The organism is Nonomuraea sp. 10N515B (assembly GCF_052245915.1).
Lineage (GTDB): Bacteria > Actinomycetota > Actinomycetes > Streptosporangiales > Streptosporangiaceae > Nonomuraea.
Genome location: NZ_JBQQBQ010000011.1, coordinates 33,413 through 51,959, shown reverse-complemented (window position 1 = coordinate 51,959; position 18,547 = coordinate 33,413). Strand labels below are relative to the sequence as shown.

The 18,547-nt window shown below is 70.4% G+C and carries 16 protein-coding genes; 10 read left to right on the top strand and 6 right to left on the bottom strand.

Annotated elements, in window-relative coordinates:
* Window positions 1-13 precede the first annotated feature (13 nt).
* Genes qcrC through qcrB form a run of 3 tightly spaced genes read left to right on the top strand, consistent with a single transcriptional unit; the run spans window position 14 to window position 3,584 of the window.
* Window positions 14-826 (top strand): cytochrome bc1 complex diheme cytochrome c subunit, encoded by an 813-nt coding sequence (gene qcrC / locus ACTWQA_RS18330; protein ID WP_305919881.1) that lies wholly within the window; start codon window positions 14-16, stop codon window positions 824-826.
* Complete coding sequence (gene qcrA / locus ACTWQA_RS18325; RefSeq protein WP_443160399.1) at window positions 823-1,938, top strand: cytochrome bc1 complex Rieske iron-sulfur subunit; 1,116 nt, start codon at window positions 823-825, stop codon at window positions 1,936-1,938. The genes qcrC and qcrA overlap by 4 nt, the downstream gene beginning before the upstream one ends.
* Complete coding sequence (qcrB, locus tag ACTWQA_RS18320; RefSeq protein ID WP_443160398.1) at window positions 1,935-3,584, top strand: cytochrome bc1 complex cytochrome b subunit; 1,650 nt, start codon at window positions 1,935-1,937, stop codon at window positions 3,582-3,584. The genes qcrA and qcrB overlap by 4 nt, the downstream gene beginning before the upstream one ends.
* Before the next feature lie 253 nt (window positions 3,585-3,837).
* Here the strand turns inward: qcrB and ACTWQA_RS18315 are convergent, their stop codons facing one another.
* Window positions 3,838-4,125: an Lrp/AsnC family transcriptional regulator gene (locus ACTWQA_RS18315; RefSeq protein ID WP_305919884.1), complete on the bottom strand. Its 288-nt coding sequence runs from the start codon at window positions 4,123-4,125 to the stop codon at window positions 3,838-3,840.
* A 17-nt stretch (window positions 4,126-4,142) separates the two neighbouring features.
* Window positions 4,143-5,867: a DEDD exonuclease domain-containing protein gene (locus tag ACTWQA_RS18310; protein ID WP_443160397.1), complete on the bottom strand. Its 1,725-nt coding sequence runs from the start codon at window positions 5,865-5,867 to the stop codon at window positions 4,143-4,145.
* A gap of 75 nt (window positions 5,868-5,942) precedes the next feature.
* On the opposite strand from ACTWQA_RS18310, the gene ACTWQA_RS18305 reads away from it, so the two are divergent.
* The 3 genes from ACTWQA_RS18305 to ACTWQA_RS18295 all read left to right on the top strand — a co-directional run bounded on the left by ACTWQA_RS18305 (window position 5,943) and on the right by ACTWQA_RS18295 (window position 10,495).
* Window positions 5,943-7,442: a serine/threonine-protein kinase gene (locus ACTWQA_RS18305; RefSeq protein WP_443160396.1), complete on the top strand. Its 1,500-nt coding sequence runs from the start codon at window positions 5,943-5,945 to the stop codon at window positions 7,440-7,442.
* Window positions 7,432-8,859: a serine/threonine-protein kinase gene (locus tag ACTWQA_RS18300; protein WP_443160395.1), complete on the top strand. Its 1,428-nt coding sequence runs from the start codon at window positions 7,432-7,434 to the stop codon at window positions 8,857-8,859. Before ACTWQA_RS18305 ends, ACTWQA_RS18300 begins: the two co-directional genes overlap by 11 nt.
* An 82-nt stretch (window positions 8,860-8,941) precedes the next feature.
* On the top strand, window positions 8,942-10,495 hold the full coding sequence (locus tag ACTWQA_RS18295; RefSeq protein WP_443160394.1) for a hypothetical protein: 1,554 nt from the start codon (window positions 8,942-8,944) through the stop codon (window positions 10,493-10,495).
* Window positions 10,496-10,685: 190 nt separating this feature from the next.
* On the opposite strand, the gene ACTWQA_RS18290 is transcribed toward ACTWQA_RS18295, so the two are convergent.
* From ACTWQA_RS18290 to ACTWQA_RS18280, 3 genes are read right to left on the bottom strand one after another with little or no spacing between them, the layout of a single operon-like run.
* Window positions 10,686-12,224, bottom strand: coding sequence for a PH domain-containing protein (locus ACTWQA_RS18290; RefSeq protein ID WP_443160393.1), 1,539 nt, complete (start codon window positions 12,222-12,224; stop codon window positions 10,686-10,688).
* Window positions 12,221-12,712, bottom strand: a complete 492-nt coding sequence (locus ACTWQA_RS18285) for a PH domain-containing protein (protein WP_443160392.1) — start codon at window positions 12,710-12,712, stop codon at window positions 12,221-12,223. The genes ACTWQA_RS18290 and ACTWQA_RS18285 overlap by 4 nt, the downstream gene beginning before the upstream one ends.
* Entirely contained in the window at window positions 12,709-12,936 is a 228-nt protein-coding gene (locus tag ACTWQA_RS18280) for a hypothetical protein (protein ID WP_305919891.1), read from the bottom strand. The genes ACTWQA_RS18285 and ACTWQA_RS18280 overlap by 4 nt, the downstream gene beginning before the upstream one ends.
* Before the next feature lie 110 nt (window positions 12,937-13,046).
* Here ACTWQA_RS18280 and ACTWQA_RS18275 point away from each other — a divergent pair, with 110 nt between their 5' ends.
* Both ACTWQA_RS18275 and ACTWQA_RS18270 read left to right on the top strand, forming a co-directional pair.
* Window positions 13,047-14,285, top strand: coding sequence for a sensor histidine kinase (locus ACTWQA_RS18275; RefSeq protein ID WP_443160391.1), 1,239 nt, complete (start codon window positions 13,047-13,049; stop codon window positions 14,283-14,285).
* Window positions 14,282-14,938, top strand: coding sequence for a response regulator (locus tag ACTWQA_RS18270; protein WP_443160390.1), 657 nt, complete (start codon window positions 14,282-14,284; stop codon window positions 14,936-14,938). The genes ACTWQA_RS18275 and ACTWQA_RS18270 overlap by 4 nt, the downstream gene beginning before the upstream one ends.
* Here ACTWQA_RS18270 and ACTWQA_RS18265 read toward each other — a convergent pair.
* On the bottom strand, window positions 14,928-15,989 hold the full coding sequence (locus ACTWQA_RS18265) for a phosphotransferase family protein (RefSeq protein WP_443160389.1): 1,062 nt from the start codon (window positions 15,987-15,989) through the stop codon (window positions 14,928-14,930). The two genes, ACTWQA_RS18270 and ACTWQA_RS18265, sit on opposite strands and share 11 nt — an antisense overlap.
* Window positions 15,990-16,133: 144 nt before the next feature.
* Here ACTWQA_RS18265 and ACTWQA_RS18260 point away from each other — a divergent pair, with 144 nt between their 5' ends.
* Entirely contained in the window at window positions 16,134-17,456 is a 1,323-nt protein-coding gene (locus ACTWQA_RS18260; protein WP_443160388.1) for an NYN domain-containing protein, read from the top strand.
* 111 nt (window positions 17,457-17,567) lie between these two features.
* On the top strand, window positions 17,568-18,515 hold the full coding sequence (locus ACTWQA_RS18255) for an NlpC/P60 family protein (protein WP_443160387.1): 948 nt from the start codon (window positions 17,568-17,570) through the stop codon (window positions 18,513-18,515).
* Window positions 18,516-18,547 lie beyond the last annotated feature (32 nt).

The window sequence follows — 18,547 nt, the reverse complement described above, 5'->3', positions numbered from 1 at the left end:
GAACGGGATCTCTGTGACTAGGATCACCGCTTGGCGGCGGCATCCCCTCGCGAGATATGCCGTCCTGATTTTGGCGCTGGCGCTGGTCGGGATGGTATACGCCGCCTTTGTCCAGGCGGGTAAGCCTGCCGACGCGGCACTCGCGGCAGGCAAGGTCGATGACGTGGCCGAGGGCAAGAGCCTGTTCGTCCAGCATTGCTCGAGCTGCCATGGCATGAACGCCGAGGGCATCAACGACAAGGCGCCCACGCTCATCGGCGTCGGCGCCGCGGCCGTCGACTTCCAGATGAGCACCGGACGCATGCCCGCGGGCGCGCCAGGCCCTCAGGTCCCGCGCAAGCCTCCGGCGCCCTGGGTCAACGAGACGACGACCCGCCAGATCGCGGCCTACGTGCAGTCGCTCGGCGGCGGCCCGCAGGTTCCCGGAGCCGAGCAGGTCGACGCGAAGCTCGGCGACGCCGGCCGGGGCGGCGAGCTGTTCCGCGCCAACTGCATCCAGTGCCACAACTGGGTCGGCGCCGGTGGCGCCCTGACCCAGGGCAAGTACGCCCCCAACCTCAATGAGGCGTCCCCCACGCAGATCTACGAGGCGATGGTCACGGGCCCGCAGGCCATGCCGGTGTTCAACGACACGACGATCACGCCGGAAGAGAAGCGTGACATGATCGCCTACATCACCCAGGTGCGTTCGCAGAAGGACCCGGGAGGTTTCGGCCTCGGGCGTATTGGCCCGGTCACCGAAGGTCTCGTAGCGTTTGTTGTGGGACTCAGCGCCCTGGCACTCGCCGCCATCTGGATCACCGCGAAGAAGCGACAGAAGTCATGACAGACAACGAGCACGAGATCGAGCAGCCGGACGAACGCGTACCCAAGCGCGTCATCGGCACCCCCGCGCCGGGCACCTCGATGCTCGGCACCGTGGAAGCGGCGGAGCCCGCCGCCGAAGAGGTCCCCGGCGTGACGCTGCAGGACGAGGCCAAGGCCCGCAAGGCGGAGAAGATCGTGGCGCTCTGCTTCACGATCACCTTCCTCGCGTCCATCGCGTTCATCGTCTCCTATGTGGTGTTCCAGGTGGGCAGCCCGGAGGCGACCGGGACGTCCAACCTGGCGCTGGGCAGCACGCTGACGATCGCGATCCTGGGCCTGGCGGTCGGCATCGTGGTCTGGGTCCGCCAGATCATGCCGAAATACTCGCTGATCCAGGAGCGCCACGCGATGGCCTCCGACGAGCCCGACCGCGAGGTCGTGGCCGACACCTTCGTCCAGGGCGCCAACGAGAGCGGCTTCGTCAAGCGCAAGCTGCTGCGCCGCACGCTGCTGCTGGCGGCGGCGCCGCTCGGCCTGGTGCCGCTGGTGCTGCTGCGCGACCTGGACAACTCGAAGATGCCGGGCTCCAAGTTCAACGAGGAGCTGCGCCACACCGTCTGGGGCGAGAAGAACAAGGAAGGCAAGCCGCTCAAGCTCGTCGTCGAGGGCACCGGACAGCCGATCAGGGCCGCCGACTTCAACTCGCCCGGCGGCATCCTGTCGGTGGTCCCCGAGGGCTACGAGCACGACCTCAACGCCCTGGCCAAGGCCACGCTCATTCTCATCAAGTTCCGCCCGGAGGAGCTCAAGTCCGGGGTGCGGAAAAACTGGACGCACGACGGCATCGTCGCCTACTCCAAGATCTGCACCCACGTGGGCTGCCCGGCGGCGCTCTACGAGCAGAACACCCACCACATCCTCTGCCCGTGCCACCAGTCGACGTTCGACGCCGCGGACGGCGCCAAGGTGATCTTCGGCCCGGCCGCGCGGCCGCTGCCGCAGCTGCCGATCGCCGTGGACGAGCAGGGCTACCTCATCGCTCAGGGCGACTTCGACGTGCCCGTCGGTCCCAGCTACTGGGAGCGCGGTGACGCCGAGAAGGCGGCCCGGGAGCAGGGAGGCCAGGCATGACCACCGAACTGAAGACGGTTCCCAAGGCGATCTCCGGCCCGTCGACCTTCCTCGACGACCGGCTCGGCGGGGCCAACTTCCTCAAGCGCAACCTGCGCAAGATCTTCCCGGACCACTGGTCGTTCCTGCTGGGTGAGATCGCGCTCTACTCGTTCATCATCCTGCTGCTGACCGGCACGTTCCTGACGTTCTGGTTCAAGCCCAGCATGGAGCACGTCATCTATGACGGCGTCTATGAGCCGCTCAAGGGCGTGGGGATGTCCGCGGCGTACGCCTCGACGATGGAGATCAGCTTCGAAGTCCGGGGTGGTCTGCTCATGCGGCAGATGCACCACTGGGCGGCCCTGCTCTTCGTGGCCGGCATGACCGTGCACATGCTGCGGGTGTTCTTCACCGGCGCCTACCGCAAGCCGCGCGAGCTCAACTGGATCATCGGCGTGCTGCTGCTGACGCTGGCGCTGCTCGAGGGTCTGACCGGCTACTCCCTGCCCGACGACCTGCTGTCCGGCGCCGGTCTGCGGATCACCGAGGGCGTGGCGATCTCGCTGCCGCTGGTCGGCACGTTCATCACGTTCTTCCTGTTCGGCGGGGAATATCCGGGTGAGGATGTCATCCCCCGGTTCTACTCGCTGCACATCCTGCTCATCCCGGGCATCCTCCTGGCGTTGATCTCGGCCCACATGGTGCTCATGTGGGTCCAGAAGCACACCCAGATGCCCGGCAAGAGCCGCACCAACCAGAATGTGGTGGGCGCGCCGTTCTACCCGGCCTTCATGGCCAAGGCGGGCGCCTACTTCCTGTTCACCCTCGGAGTGATCGCGGGCCTGGCGACCTTCGCCCAGATCAACCCGATCTGGTTGTTCGGCCCCTACACGCCGGCGGACGTGTCGGCCGGCTCGCAGCCCGACTGGTACATGGGCTTCCTGGAGGGCGCGCTGCGCATCATGCCGCCGTGGGAGATCAACCTCTTCGGCACGACCCACGCGGGCACGTTGCCGCTGAGCGTGATCATCCCGGCGCTGGTGCCGATGGGCATCATCATGACCGGTCTGGCGCTCTATCCGTTCCTGGAACGCTGGGTGACGGGCGACAACCGCGAGCACCACGTCGCGGACCGGCCGCGCAACAACCCGCACCGCACCTCGATCGGCATCTCGGCCGTGACGTTCTACGGCGTCCTCTGGCTGCTCGGTGCCAACGACGAGATCTCGGCGAACTTCCACGTCAGCCTCAACTGGACGACGTACGCCGGCCGGTTCCTGATCGTCGTGGCGCCGGCGCTGGCCTACCTGATCACCTACCGCATCTGCCTCGGCCTGCAGCGCCAGGACTCGGCCGTCGTCTCGCACGGCGTGGAGTCCGGTGTGATCAAGAGGCTGCCGCACGGTGAGTTCATCGAGGTCCACACGCCGCCGGCGGACGACCTCGAGGCGCACGTGCGCGGCAAGGAGCCGGTGCTGATGCTGCCGGTGGCCGAGGACACCGCCGGCATCCCGCCCAAGGGCATGCGCGGGCCGCTCGGCAAGCTGCGCGCACGCATGTCCAAGGCGTACGGCGGGGAGAAGATCCCGCTGGACGAGGGCCACGAGCACGAAGAAGAGCACGCCGCCATCAGCGGCGGCGACGATCACACGCTCACCCGATGACATCAGCCCGCTGATGACACCGGCCCCGGACGGATCTTTCCGTCCGGGGCCGGTGTTTTTCATCTTTACGGTCGCCCAACCGCACGCGCCGTAGACGCTCATGATCTTCTTTTACGGTAGCCCAGCGTCACCGCACGCGCCGTAGCCCCTTGCCGCCCGTCATGGCCGGTCGTGAAGGCTCACGGGTTGCTCGCCGTGACGGAGCGCGTTCTGGGCCTGCTCCGTGGTCAATGCGGCACCAGGAGGCAGGCGGTCAGTCGGCTTCCGGGAAGCCGATGGAGAAGGCCGCGTCCAGGTCGTGTTTGCTGAAGGCGCGGAAGGCGATGTGCGTTTCCGTGTGCAGGACGCCCTGGACCTTGTTGATCTTTCCTGGGACGACCTCGGCGATTTGTTCATAGGCCGGGACGCGGACCATGGCGAGGAGGTCGTATTCGCCGGTGATGGAGTAGACCTCGCTGACGCCGTCGATCTCGGCGATCGTCTCGGCGACCTCCGTGATCCGGTCTACCTCGGCGTTGATGTGGACGATAGCCGTGACCATGGAGCAACTCTAGCGGGTTACCGCAAAGGCCGCCCCTCGCGGCCACGTCCCTGGTCGAGATGGCGGTAGGCGAGGTCGATGCGGGCCTTGTGGCGGGCGGCGCCCCGGGCGGGCAGGCTCCACACGCCGTCCACCTCCACCAGCCGCACGCCCGGCGATTCCAGCCAGCGCAGGATGCACTCGGTCTCCTCGGCGCTGGCGGCGTGGACCGGGCCAGGACCGGGGATGACGACCTCGGCCGTGGCCGTCAGGGAGGCCACGAAAGGGGCGGGGTGGACGCCCTTCTGCAGGACACCGGCGGCGGCGAGCCTGCCGAATCTGACGACGTGGACGTCCCAGCCGCCGCCGAACGCCGGGCTGGCGGCGACCAATTGCGGGATGCGGGTGAGGGAGCTCAGCCGCTGCATGCGGGCCGCCGTGCGGACGAACGCGGCCAGCCGGTCGCGGTCCACGGACGCCTCCTCGTAGCGCTGCTCGACCGACAGGCGCTCCATGCGGGCCTGAACGGCGGTGAAGACGGGCGTGGCGTCGAGCGTCATGGCGCGGCGGGCGCTCTCGACGTGGACGGCGTATTCCTCCGGGCTCTCCCGGCCCTCGCACGGCGCGCCGCAGCGGCCCATCTCGTGCAGCACACAGGCCGCGCGCCGGGTGCGCAGGCTGATCGGCTGGGTGCACTGGCGTAGTGGCACGGCCTCGTGCAGCGCGATGCGGGCGTCGTCGGCCAGCCGGGCACTGGTGAACGGGCCGAGGTAGGTGGCCTCGTCGTCCTTCAGTTCGCGCACGATCGACAGGCGGGGAAAGGGCTCGGCGGTGAGCTTGAGCCAGAGCACCTTCTCGGGGAAGCGGGAACGCCGGTTGTAGCGGGGCTTGGCGCCGCCGATCAGGCGCAGCTCCCTGACCTCGGCCTCCAGGGAGGTGGAGCAGACGATGTGGCGCACCCGCTCGGCGATGCCGATCATCTCGCGGATGCGCGGCCGGGTCTCGCTGGCGGTGAAGTAGGAGCGCACGCGGTTGCGCAGGTTGGTGCTCTTGCCGATGTAGAGGACCTCGCCCCGCTCGTCCTCGAAGAGGTAGACGCCGGGCGCGTGCGGCACGGACTCGGCCAGGTGGCGCTTGCGCTGCTGCTCGGGCGTGGGGGCGCGGACGAACGACTTCAGCTCCTCCAGCGTGTGCACCTGGAACGAGCCGGCCCGCCCGATCAGCCCGTGCAGCACGTCCACGGTGGCCCTGGCGTCCTGCAGGGCCCGGTGGCACGGCTCGACCGGGCTGCGGAAGAATCTGGCCAGCGTGGCCAGCTTGGCGTTGGGCGTCTCGTCGCGGGTCAGCACGCGCCGCGCCAGGTCCACGGTGTCGACGACCGGGTTGGCGGGCGGGGGATAGCCGTGCGCGGCACAGGCCGCCTTGAGGAAACGGGTGTCGAACCCGGCGTTGTGCGCCACCAGCACGGCCCCGCGGATGAACTCCAGGAAGCTCGGCAGCACCGCCTCGATCCGCGGCGCGGCCATGACCATGGCGTCGGTGATCCCGGTCAGCACGGAGATGAACGGCGGTATCGGCCCCCCGGGATCGATCAGCGTGGAGAACTCGCCCAGCACCTCGCCCGCCCGCACCTTGACTGCCCCGATCTCGGTGATGGCGTCCTCATTGGGGGCGCCGCCGGTCGTCTCCAGGTCGAACACGACGAACATGACCTCGTTGAGCGGAGTGCCGAGTTCGTCGAGAGTGCCTTGTACCGCGTCCACGAACCAAGACCATAGAGAGACCGACCGACAGGATCGAATAACCAACCCCCTTGATCATTAGTTACCCTTCCCTTTGTGTCCACGGGAAGACTTGCCGGCCGCTACGCACTCCAGCGCCCCCTCGGCGCTGGTGGCATGGGAACGGTGTGGCTGGCCAGGGATGAGATGCTTGACCGCGACGTCGCGGTCAAGGAGCTCATGCTGCCCGAGGGCATGTCGCCCAAGGAGCGGGCCGACTCGGTGAAGCGGTCCGTGCGCGAGGCGCAGGCCACCGCCCGGCTGCGCCACCCGGGCATCGTGGCCCTGCACGACGTGGTGGTCGAGCACGAGCGGCCGTGGCTGGTCATGGAGCTGCTGCGGGGCCGCACGCTCGCCGACACCGTGCGCGAGTTCGGGCCCATGCCGTCCGACTACGCCGCGCGGGTCGGGGCGGACGTGCTGGAGGCGCTGTCCGTCGCGCACGCGCAGGGCATGCAGCATCGCGACGTCAAGCCCGGCAACGTGTTCCTGACCGAGAGCGGCAGGGTGGTGCTCACCGACTTCGGCATCGCCCGGCAGGAGGGCCAGGCCACGCTCACCGAGCAGGGGCTGATGATCGGTTCCCCCGGGTTCATCGCGCCCGAGCGGCTGGAGGGCCACCCCGGCGGCCCGGCCAGCGATCTGTGGTCGCTCGGGGCCACGCTCTACACCGCGGTGACGGGCGCCGCCGCCTACGAGGGGTCGGCGGCCCAGCGCGTACGCGACACGCTGACACAGCCGCCGCCCGTCGCGCCCGGCCCGCTGGGGCCGCTGATCAGCGCCATGATGGCGCAGCACCCGGAGGCCCGGCCGGACCCGCGCATGATCGTGGCCGCGCTCAGGCAGGTCGCCGCCGGCGGTCCGCTGCCCCATGTGTCGGCCGGCCAGGAGACGACCGCGCCCAGTCCGGTCAGGAAGCGCGGCCGGTCCGTGGCGTGGATCGCCGCGGCGGCCGCCGTCGTGGTCGTGGCGGCCGGTGGCTTCTTCGTTCTGAGGAGCATGGACAGCGGGGCGCCGGCGGCGTTCACCGTCCCGATGGACGTGTGCACGCTGATCAACCGGGAGGAGGTCGGCCTGCTCCTGCGCACGCAGAGCCCGCCCAAGGGCCAGCCGGGCGCCGACAGCGTGGGCCCGAAGTGCGGCTGGCCGATCTCCCGCACCGGCGTGGGCCTGCAGGTGCAGAAGGACTCCGACACGGTGGACCCCTGGTCGATGACCCCGGTCAGCGCCCGCAGGCTGTTCCAGAACCAGAAGCGCTACTGGTCGAAGTTCGACGAGCTGCAGTGGAAATGGCCGGAGATCGGGGTGAAGGACTCCATGAAGGCCAAACGCACGCCGGTGCGCCAGATCACCGGCGTGGGGGAGGAGGCGTTCGCCTTCGAGCTGACGGGCCCGACCGGGCGGATGCTCTCGGCCTACGTCTACTACCGGCTGGCCAACCTCGTGGTGAGCGTCGAATACTCCACCATCGCCGACCGGCCCACCGACGAGGACATCAAGCAGTCGGCCCTGAAAGCGGCACAGGCGAGCGAGCAGGCGTTGCGCCATGCCGCATGACCTCTACCTGCTGGCAGGCCGTTACCGGCTGATCGAGCGGCTCGGACAGGGCGGCGCGGGCACCGTGTGGCGGGCCATCGACGAGATCCTGGACCGGCAGGTCGCCGTCAAACAGGTGCGCGTGCCGGAGGGACTCAACCCGGCCGAGCGTGCGCAGTTCACCGACCGGGCCATCCACGAGGCCAGGTCGGCGGGGCGGCTGCGCGACCCGGCCATCGTCCTGGTCCACGACGTGGTGCTCGAAGGCGACCAGCCGTGGATCATCATGGACCTGGTCACCGGCCGTTCGCTCGACAAGCTGATCAAGGAGCGGGGGCCGTTGCCGCCCGAGTTCGTGGCCAGGGTGGGGCTGCAGGTGCTGTCGGCGCTGGAGGTCGCGCACGCGCACGGCATGCTGCACCAGGACGTCAAGCCCGCGAACATCCTGCTCGACTCCGACGGCTCGGCCATGCTCACCGACTTCGGCATCGCGGCCCCGATGGGCGGGCGGGGCCAGTTCGGCAGCGGCGGCTCGCCCGGCTACATGGCCCCCGAGCGGCTCAATGAGCAGCCTTCGGGCCCGGCGTCCGACCTGTGGTCGCTCGGCGCGAGCCTGTACACCGCAGTGGAGGGCCGGGCGCCGTTCGAGCGGGATCTGCCGGCCGCGGTGGCGGCGGCGGTGCTGCTCCACGAGCCGCCGTTCCCGATGCGGGCGGGCCGTCACCTGGGCGGCCTGCTGATGGCCATGCTCGCCAAGGACCCCGCCGCGCGGCCCACCGCGCCGCAGATCCGCCAGGCGCTGGGCGCCCAGCCTGCCACCACGGCACCCCGGCGCCGCCGCTGGTGGCCGGCCGTCGCTGTGCTCGCCGCCGTCGTGACGCTGGGCGCGGGCGGCTGGTACGCCGCCGCCGCGCTCCGCGTCGAGCCGGAGACCGGCAGATTCGCCCAGGCGCCCGACCCGTGCAAGCTCGTGAGCGACGCCCAGGCCGCCCGGCTCGTGAAGGGCACGCCCAAGCGTGGTGCGAGCAGGGCGGGCGAGTGCGAGTGGGTCATTCGCGACAAGCCCCAACGCCGCCTCATCGTGCGGGTCTGGGCGGAGCGTCCCGACGGCGATCTCGGCGGCCCTCAAGTGGCCGAGCGGCGCTTCGCCAGCGAGAAGGTCACGCGCGCCGCCGCGGAGGGCACGAACGGCAGAGAGAACCGGGGGGACGTCACCGACGTCAAGGGCGCGGGGGAGTCGGCGTTCATCCAGAGCTCGTTCACTTTCTATCTGAACTCCGCGGAAAGCGGCCGATCCGACAGCATCGTGCTCTTCCGGACGAGTAACCTGCTGGGCGAAGTGGTCTGGCATCGCGAGGACGTGCCGGCCTCGAAGCCGGCGGACAAGGAGACGGCCATCGCCGCCGCCCGCCTGGTGGCCGCGGCCATCCCGAAGTGATGCCGACCATGGGCCGCAAGCACCTTGCAAGGGGCGTGACTAGCATGTTCTCCCGCAAGTCAGGGCAACCCCAGGAGTCTTCGTGAATCCCGGTAGCGAGCACCAGCCGCCGACCACCCCCTACCAGGTGCCGGGCAGGCCGTTCGAGCCGCAGGGACCGCCTCCGACCATGCCGAGTGCGCCGTACCTGCCGCCGTCGTTCCCGCCTCCGCCGCCGACGCGGCGTCGGCCGGCCTGGCTGCTGCCCACGCTGGCCGCCGCGCTGGTGGTGTTGGTCGCGGCCGGCGGTGTGGGCGCCTATCTGGTGTACGGCAAGGTCTCCGGCTCGTGGTTTCCCGCCAAGACCGGGCAGCCGTCGTCGTCCCAGTCCGCGGCGGGCGGAGCGAAGGGGCCGGACGTGTGCGCCATGCTGCCCAAGGAGGAGGTCGACCGGCTCGTGCCCGAGGCGACCGTGACCAAGTCCTCCAGAGAGTCCGACACCACGGTGACGTTCTCCTGCAACTGGGTGAACCGAAACATTTCGTTCGGGGAGTTCCGGCGCGAGCGGGAGATCGACGTCAAGATCGATCAGTGGAAGGGTGAGGGCGCCAGGACCGGCAGGTCGCTCGCCCAGAACTCCTACGAGATCGACTACGGCGGCGGCAAATACGCCGAGACCGCCAAGCCGACCCTGGACCCCGGCGAGAAAATGTACAACTCCCCGGTCAAGGACATCCCGGGCGTGGGCGAGGGCGCATTCGCCCAATACACCTGGACCCGGGACAAGAAGCTGAGCTGGTACGCCTTCGGCAAGGCGCACGCCCGGGTCGGTGACATGACGATCGAGCTCCGATACCAGGCGAGTCAGCAGCGCAAGGACGCGCAGATGCTGTCCAACGACACCGTGCAGGCGATCACCGAGGAAAACGCGATCCGCGAGGTGAGCGGCCTGATCGCGCACTTCGCCAAGGGCGCGGCCGCCTGGCAGGCGAAGAACCCCGACGTGCTGGCCCAGCCGGAGCCGTCGCAGACCCCGAGCGCGACGAGCGCTCCGCCGACGCCCTCGCCGTCCGTCCTGCCCTCGTTCCCCGCCGACTGCGGCGCCTTGACGGAGGTGGCCACCCGGCTGGTGCCCGATCCGGAAACGCGGGCCCGCGGCACCACGATCGGGGCCGACAACCAGACCGAGTGCCGCTGGCTCAACAAGAATCTGTCCGGCGGCGAGGGGATCATCAAGATCCGCAGCGCGCTGATCACCGTGCACCGGTTCACCAACCGGGCGGGCGGCGTCGACGAGGCCTCGGCCAAGGGCTACTACGCCAGCCAGCGCGGCGGCGACCGCCATATGGCGGAGAGTTCGATGGGTGGCATCACCTGGAGCAAGGTCGCCGACGTCGAAGGGCTGGGTGAGCAGGCATACCGGCAGTTCGTCCAGACCAGGGGGCGGGGCGAGGTCTCGGCCTCTTCTGGGACGGTGCTGATGCGCAAGGGCGCCGTCGTCGTGCGGGTCGACTACTCGGGGCACCAGCGGCCCGAGGGTGAGGCGACGAACTCGCCCAAGGTCAAGCTCATGACCGAGAAGGACGCGCTGGGCGGCGCGCTCACCCTGGCCAGGGCGTACATGGCGGAGCTGGACAAGCAGCCGGCCGGCAGCTAGGCGGGGGCGGCGCCCCTCGCCGATCGTCCTCCTGACCCGTGATCCGCGTCAGCGGTTAATGAGGCTGCAACCGGGTTGCAAGTGAGACAAATACCGTTATGTCTGCAAGCACTTGAGCCGCGCGATCCGCGTTTGTCCAGTACAGGGGCATGGGCAAACCAAAGGGATCACGCGGCTCGCTTCTTTTCCGTCACGCGTTGCGTGCTGTGCGGTCCAGGAAGGGCTCCAGCAGGCCCGGCACCGCGCGCGAGGCCAGGTCCAGACCGTCGCCGCGGCCGACGTCCACGACGTCGTAGCGCCCGTCGCCGGCGGCGGTGGTGGCCGACACCGTCAACAGGCCGTGGCGCCGCTGGAAGAGCGACTCGGTGATGGTCCAGCCGGAGATGCCGGCGCGGTCGAGCGCCACCGTACGCCGGACCACGGCGCCGGTCCGCGTGATCAGGTGCCGTCCGCCGAGCGCATGCCCGAGGCTCCTGGCGCTCTCCGCGGCCAGCCATAACCCGAGCGGCAGAGCCACGGCGGGCGCCGCCCAGACCCAGGCCCGCACCCACGCCCACGGCACCAGCGACGACACGGCGGCCGCGCCTGCCGCCAGAACGAGCACGGTCACCAGAGCCCGCCTGATCCGCCTGCGCCTGGCCGCCCTAGGATGTGCCGCGAGCCCCGCCGGGGCGGGGAGGTTCGTGCGCGCGATCTCGGCGGCGAGGTGGCCGGCGACGGCGCGGGGGAGTGGCGGGGTCAGGGCGGCGACGTCCTCGGTCTCGTTCTCGCCGGCCTTGCCGAGCCCGGTGGCGATGGCCTTGACGCGCGCCCCGCCGCCCAGCCGGAGCAGCAGCGGCTCGCTGATCTCCACACCCCGCAGGCGACGCTCCTCCATCGTGAGCGACCGGGCGGTCAGCAGGCCGCGGCGTAGCCGGAGCCGCCCCGGCTCACGTTCCAGCCGGTAACGCCCCCACGACTCGGCGAACAGCAGTACGGCCCCCAGCACCCCTACGGCGGCGTTCGCGACGATCAGCAGCGGGACGGTCACCAGCGGCCGCGCGGTCACCCAGCTCCACAGTCCCTCGGCGACCTCCGTGGTGAGCACCTTGACGCCGATCGTGTTGAGCCCTTTGTAGGCCAGGCCCAGCACGACCGCCGCGCCCGTGAACGTCCACACTGACAGCGGCGCGTAGGTGATCCACGACCACTTGAGCTCCGCCAGAGGCGCGTCCGCCTGCGGCCCCGCGACGGCGCCGGGCAGCAGCGCACGGCGCAACGTCTCGGCGTCGTGCCTGGTCAGCGGATCCAGGCGGAGCTCGTCGTCCCCGGCCGAGCGCTCGCCCGTGCCCACCTTGACCGCGGTCAGCCCGAACGCTCGCAGCACCGGATCGGCCCGCAGGTCCACGCTCCGCACCCGATCGCGCGGGATCGAGCGGCGCTGCCGCACGGCGATGCCCGAGCGCAGTTCGAGCCGGTCGCCGGTCAGGCGCCAGCGGGTCGTGCGCAACCTGATCACGTCGTACGCCAGCACCCCGGCGACGATCAGCACCGCGGCCCCCGCACACACCGCCACGACGCCGGCGACCGGCCAATCCCGGGTGGTGAGGAACCGGACGAGCCCGAGCACGGCGGGCACCACGAACGCCGATGACTTGACCGCCGACGCCCCCAGGCTGCGGCGCGCCAGTCGCTGCCAGTCCTGGCTTCGGCTCGCATCCTGCGCGCGCCGTACGGAGATCTCGCTCATGTGGCGTCACCGGGGGTGGCCTGAGTGATGGCAGTCAGGCGTTCGGCCAGGTCGGCGGCCAGCGCGTGGTCCAGAGCCTCGATCTTGACGGCGCCCGCCGACGACGCCGTGGTGACCGTGACGTCCGCCAGCCCGAACCATCGCTGCACCGGCCCCCGCGCGGTGTCGATCCGCTGGATCCGTGACATCGGCGCCACCTTCCAGGTGTGCGTCAGCCAGCCCTTGCGCGTGTAGACCGCCTCGTCGGTGACCTCCCACCGCTCCACCCGGTAGGAGGCCCGCGGCGCGACCACCGCGAGCACCAGGCAGCCCACGGCGAACGCCGCGACCACCATCCCCAGCCAGACCGGCCGGTCGGTGAACACCCAGTACGACACCACCGCCCCGGCGGCGACCGGCACCATGAGGATCAGCCACTGCACGGTCCACCACGGGATCGCCCGCGGATCGGCCTGGTGGCGTGGCGGCCGCAGCGACGTCGGGCTCATTCGCCCGCCTCCGCCTTCTTCGCCGAGTCGGCGACCGCCAGCAACACGAAGCCGAGCACGCCGATCACGACGCCCGCGAACACCTCGTACCCGTCGAGGAACGCCACATGGTTGACCACGATCAGGCTCTCGGCCCACCGCCACCACCCGAGCACGGCGTTCACCAGGCCGGCCACCCCTTGCAGGAGCAGCAGCCAGCCGAACACCTTCAATACCGCTTCCATACGCACAAGCGTCCTGTCCGGCCGGCGGCGCCCGCGTCGGCCGGAGGTCTCGGCAGGCATCGACTTTGGTCGGTGTCACCGCGCCGATGGAGGGCCTAACCTCGGTGTACGTGACGGCAGTGCGAGGCGAGGACGGTCACGTCCCCGAATACCGGTGGGCGCTGCCGTCCGTGCTGCTCGGCGACGGCCGCGAGGGCCGCCGGGTGCGGCGCTCGCTGCGCGACTGGATCGTCGACATCACGATGTTCCTGATCGCCTGCGGCATCACGCTCCTGGGGCTGCCGGAGATCGAGAAGCAGCCGGAGCCGGTCATCGCGATCGAGCAGGTGACGGGGGCCCTGGCGTGCGTCGCGGTCTGGTTGCGGCGCCGCTGGCCGGTTGCGCTCGCGCTGGTGACCGGGGTGCTGTCGTCCTATCTGGAGCTCGTCGGCGGCGCGTCCATCGTGGCGTTGTTCACCGTGGCGGTGCACCGGCCGTTCAAGATCTCCGGGCCGATCACGCTGCTGGCCCTCATCACCCTGGTGCCGTACGTCGCCCTCCGGCCACAGGAGGACATCGACCCGCTGACATGGGGCCTGATCGGCGTGGCCCTCGTGCTGACCGTGTACGCGTGGGGCATCGTGATCAGGGCCAGGCGGCAGCTCATCTGGTCGCTCAGGCAGCGCGCCGACAGCGCCGCCGAGGAGGCCAAGCGGCTCGAACGCGAGCGGATCGCCAGGGAGATGCACGATGTGCTCGCGCACCGCATCTCGATGCTCAGCCTGCACGCCGGCGCGCTGGAGTTCCGGCCCGACGCGCCCCCCGGCGAGATCGCCAAGGCGGCCGGGGCCATCAGGACCAACGCCCACCTGGCGCTGCAGGATCTGCGTGAGGTGATCGGCGTGCTGCGGCACGCGCGACCGGGCGCGGACGATACGGGGGACGACACCGTGCCGGACCGTCCGCAGCCCACTCTGGCCGACCTGCCGACGCTGGTCGAGGAGTGCCGGCAGGCGGGCATGGACGTGCGGCTCGACCTGCGGGCGGACGACGTGCCGGAAGGGTTGGGCCGCAACGTCTACCGCATCGTCCAGGAGACGCTCACCAACGCGCGCAAACACGCGGGCGGCGCGCCGGTGACCGTGACCGTGGCGGGCACGCGCGGCAAGGGGCTGTCGGCGGAGGTATGCAACCCGCTGTGGTCCCGCCGCCCCCTGCGCCTGCCCGGGGCGAGGGCGGGACTCATCGGGCTGACGGAGCGGGCGGAGCTCGCCGGCGGCACACTCGAGCACGGCCCGACGCCCGAGGGGGAGTTCGTGGTACGCGCCTGGCTGCCGTGGCCGGTGGAGACGACCTTGGAGGACGCATGACGGGGCCGATCCGGCTGTTGATCGTGGACGACGACGCCATGGTGCGGGCCGGGCTGTCGATGATCCTGGGCGGCGTGGCCGACATCGAGATCGTGGCCGAGGCCGGCGACGGTTCCGAGGTGCCGCCGATGGTGGCCGAGCACCGGCCCGATGTGGTGCTGATGGACATCCGCATGCCGGGCGTCGACGGTCTCACCGCCACCGAGGCGCTGCGGGGCACGTCGTCGCCGCCCGAGGTGGTGGTGCTGACCACGTTCCACGCCGACGCGCAGGTGCTGCGGGCGTTGCGGGCGGGGGCGGCCGGGTTCCTGCTGAAGGACATCGCGCCCGGCGACCTCGTCCAGGCCATCAGGAAGGTGGCCGCGGGGGAGCCGATCCTGTCGCCGGCGGTGACCCGGCAGCTGATCACGCACGTGTCGGACGGCGGCGCGGGGCAGCGTACGGACCGGGCCAGGAAGCTGCTCGGCCGGCTCAGCGAGCGCGAGCGCGAGGTGGCGCTGGCCGTGGGCCGGGGCAGGTCCAACGCCGAGATCGCGCGGGAGCTCTACATGAGCGTGCCCACGGTCAAGGCGCACGTCTCGCGGATCCTGACCAAGCTGGACCTCAACAACCGGGTCCAGGTGGCGCTGCTGGTCTACGACGCTAACGACTGAGCAGCTGCTCGATCGTGGCCCGGTGCAGGACCAGGTCGTCGGGGTCGGCCGGGTCGGGCTGCTCGCCGAAGTGGATCCTGCGCTGCCACACCCGGGCCATGATGATCCCGTGCCGGAGGGCGGCATACATCTCGTAGAAGTCCATGTCGCGGGGCTGGTAGCCGGTCAGCTCCCGATATTTCTGGCATACGTCGTCACGCCGCATGAATCCAGGCATACCGGGGAAGCCCGCGCTGACGGTGAGGTCCTGGAAGAACCGGTGCAGGAAGATCATCCAGGACAGATCCAGCTCACGCGGCCCCAAGGCGGCCATCTCCCAGTCGAGGACCGCGACCGGGGTGAAGTCCTGGAACATCAGGTTGCCGATCCTGGCGTCGCCCCAGCACAGCACGTCGGGCCCGGGATCCTCCGGCCAGTGCGACTCCAGCCAGCCGAAGGCCCGCTCCAGCAGGGGGATGCGCCGCTTGCCGTGCGCCCACTGGTAGTACGCCTGCTGCGCCTCGACGTGCGCCCGCAGCCCGCCGGTCCCGATCACGGACAACTCCCGCGACGTGAACGGCGCCTGGTGCAGCGCCGCCACGATCCCGACGCTGGCGTCCTGCAGCCTGCGCTGGTCCTCGGGTGCGGCGTCGCACAGCCACCCGCCGAACGTGTACGGCATCACGTCCGGCGGCACCTCGCCCTCGGCGCATTCCATGACGAAGAACGGCGTGCCGAGCGGGCCGGGATCCGGCTCGAGCCAGAGGGTCCTGGGCGCTGGAATTCCAGCTATTTCCCTGGCCAGGCGCATCACGTCGAACTGCGCCCGCACATCGTACGAAGGGAAGACCGGAACGGATTCTGCCGCCGGTGCGAGCCGTGCTACGCAGCGCGTTCGCTGCTCATCCCAGGCGGCGGTGAAGAACAGGGTCTCGCTCGACATGCCGTTACTCGTCGGTCTGGACAGTCCGGACACCGAGGCGTCCCTGCCGACCCTGCCGCGGAGCCAGGCGGTCAGCTGATCACGTAGTTGTTCCAGGTCGCGGGTGGACGTACGCATCTGCTCGGTCATGACCGGCCTCCCGGCTCAACAGGCGCCCCGGCACAGTCGTACACCCCCAACCAAGCGCTCGTCCATATGCAGGTGGCCGTTACGGTCAGGTACGCGGCAGCCGTACCCTTGTCTGAAAGGGCATGTCACGAAGGGACAAGTGGGATGAGTTCAGCGGGTGAAGGCCTGTCTCGCCCGCTTCCCGAGCAGGTGCGGCTCAATGTCGTCGACCTGGCGGCTCAAGTCCTCGGGACGATGCCCGGTGCCTCCATTCCACCGCCGTTGCGCGGCATCGCCAAATTCGACCCGCGTAAGCGGGCCAAACTCGGCAGCGCGCCCATCGCCGCGCAGCTGGAGAACGACAAGAAGTTCCGCGAGCTGGTCGCCGAGTCGGTGGCCGCCGGATGGCCCGAGCTGGTGGCCTCCCTGGCCGAGGGCCAGGTGCCGCCGGCCGCCGATCCCGTGCTCGTGGCCGCGGCGGCTTACCTCATCCGGCCGCCCGGCTGGGAGGAGATGATCGAGCTCGCCCGCACCGACCTGGAGCAGTCGGCCGCGGCGGCCGAGGGGTCGGAGCGCGAAGAGGCGGTCTCGCGGCTGCGTGAGCAGCTCGCCGCACAGAAGAGCGCCGCCAAGGAGGAGGCCGATCGGCTGCGCGAGCAGGTCAAGCTCGCCCGCGCCGAGAATTCCGACCTGCGGCGCAAACTCCACGACGCCCGCGAGCGCGCCAAGGCCGCGGTCGCGCGGGCCGAGGAAATGGAGCGCGCGGCCGAGGACGCCAGGTCGGCCGCCGTGGCCGCGGGCAGCGCCGGCGAGTCCGAGCTGCGGCGGTTGCGTGAGCGGCTGGCCGACGTCGAGAAGCAGCTGGAGGCCTCGCGCCGGGCCGCCCGCGAGGGCAGGAGCATCGAGGACGCCCGCATCAGGGTGCTGCTCGACGCGCTGCAGGACGCCTCGGCGGGGCTGCGCAGGGAGCTCGCCCTGCCCACGACGATCAGCCGGCCCGCGGACTCGGTCGCCGCCGTCACGGGCGAGCGGCCCGGCGTGCGCGCGGTGCCCGCGCGCGCCCTCGCCGACGACGACCCGCAGCTGCTCGACCAGCTGCTGGCGGTGCCGCAGGTGCACCTGGTCATCGACGGTTACAACGTCACGAAGACCGGCTACGGCACGCTCACGCTCGCCGACCAGCGCAACCGGCTGATGACCGGGCTCGGCGGGCTGGTCGCGCAGACCAGGGTCGAGGTGACCGTGGTGTTCGACGGCGCCGAGCTCAACGCCCCCGTCCAGGTGGTCGCGCCGCGCGGGGTGCGGGTGCTGTTCAGCGCGCCGGGGGAGACCGCGGACGACCTGATCCGCCAGCTCGTACGCGCGGAGCCGCCCGGCCGGGCCATGGCCGTGGTGTCGTCGGACCGCGAGGTGGCCGAGTCCGTCAGGCGGATGGGAGCCAGACCCGTTCCGTCTGCCTTGCTGCTGCGCCGGCTGGGCCGGGCCTAGGTTACGAATTGACTGTTTGGGGGTAACCCCAGCCGCCACTTCTGTACTATTTCGCCCCAGGTGTTATCCCTGGGAGGCGACACAGTGAGGTTTGGCCGGGTGCCGGTGTCCGTGGGTATCGCGTTCGGGCTGGTGCTGTCCCCCATGGGAGCCGCCGTCGCTGATCCCAAGCCCACGATCAGCCAGGCGAAGGCCAAGCTCGAGAAGCTCAACGACAAGGCCGACAAGGTCGTCGACCAGTACAACACGGCGACGGAACGCTACAAGAAGGCCAAGAGCACCTACGTCAAGCTGAACGACAGCTACAAGCGCAAGCTGGAGACGGTCGCCGACCTGCGGGCCCAGGTGATCAACATGGCCGTGGACAGCTACCGGCTCGGTGGCGACGTCATCTCCCTTCCCGGGCTGATCGGCGCGGGCAATCCCGAGGACTTCCTGTCGCGGCTGGCGGTCGCGGGGCAGATGTCGCAAGAGCGGGCGCAGAAGCTCGCCGCTTTCGACCGGGAGAACCGCGGGCTGAAGGCCGAGCGTGACAAGGCGCAGGAGGCGCTGGAAGCGGCGGACAGGGAACGCGACGGGGTGGAGGAGGAGCGCTCGGAGATCCTCAAGCTGATCGCCGAGCAGAAGAAGCTCCTGAAGAAGCTGGGCGCCTACAATCCTGGAAATCCCAGCAGCGCCGGCATCAAGTACACAGGATCGGCGTCGGGGAACGCGGCGGCGGTGCTGCGGTTCGCGTACGCGCAGGTCGGCAAGCCGTATGTCTACGGGGGTACGGGGCCCGGCGGGTTCGACTGCTCGGGGCTGACGCAGGCGGCGTGGCAGGCCGGAGGGGTGTCGCTTCCCCGCACGACGTGGCAGCAGTGGGCGTGGGGGGCCGACCGCAAGGTGTCTCTGGACGACCTCCAGCCCGGTGACCTCATCTTCAGCGAAGGGCTGGGGCACGTCAGCATCTATGCCGGGAACGGGGAGATCGTGCACGCGCCGCAGACCGGTGACGTCATCAAGGTCGTCCAGCTCTCCGACTACGGCCGCACCCTCGCCGGCGCCGTCCGCCCGTAAGGCGGCGCCTGCCCATCACGCCCTCGCCGCCG

Coding starts and splice junctions, on each gene's coding strand:
- ACTWQA_RS18315 (WP_305919884.1), bottom strand. CDS start 4,125: ATGGTCACGGCTATCGTCCACATCAACGCCGAGGTAGACCGGATCACG.
- ACTWQA_RS18300 (WP_443160395.1), top strand. CDS start 7,432: ATGCCGCATGACCTCTACCTGCTGGCAGGCCGTTACCGGCTGATCGAG.
- qcrB (WP_443160398.1), top strand. CDS start 1,935: ATGACCACCGAACTGAAGACGGTTCCCAAGGCGATCTCCGGCCCGTCG.
- ACTWQA_RS18290 (WP_443160393.1), bottom strand. CDS start 12,224: ATGAGCGAGATCTCCGTACGGCGCGCGCAGGATGCGAGCCGAAGCCAG.
- ACTWQA_RS18265 (WP_443160389.1), bottom strand. CDS start 15,989: ATGACCGAGCAGATGCGTACGTCCACCCGCGACCTGGAACAACTACGT.
- ACTWQA_RS18285 (WP_443160392.1), bottom strand. CDS start 12,712: ATGAGCCCGACGTCGCTGCGGCCGCCACGCCACCAGGCCGATCCGCGG.
- ACTWQA_RS18280 (WP_305919891.1), bottom strand. CDS start 12,936: ATGGAAGCGGTATTGAAGGTGTTCGGCTGGCTGCTGCTCCTGCAAGGG.
- ACTWQA_RS18260 (WP_443160388.1), top strand. CDS start 16,134: ATGAGTTCAGCGGGTGAAGGCCTGTCTCGCCCGCTTCCCGAGCAGGTG.
- qcrA (WP_443160399.1), top strand. CDS start 823: ATGACAGACAACGAGCACGAGATCGAGCAGCCGGACGAACGCGTACCC.
- ACTWQA_RS18270 (WP_443160390.1), top strand. CDS start 14,282: ATGACGGGGCCGATCCGGCTGTTGATCGTGGACGACGACGCCATGGTG.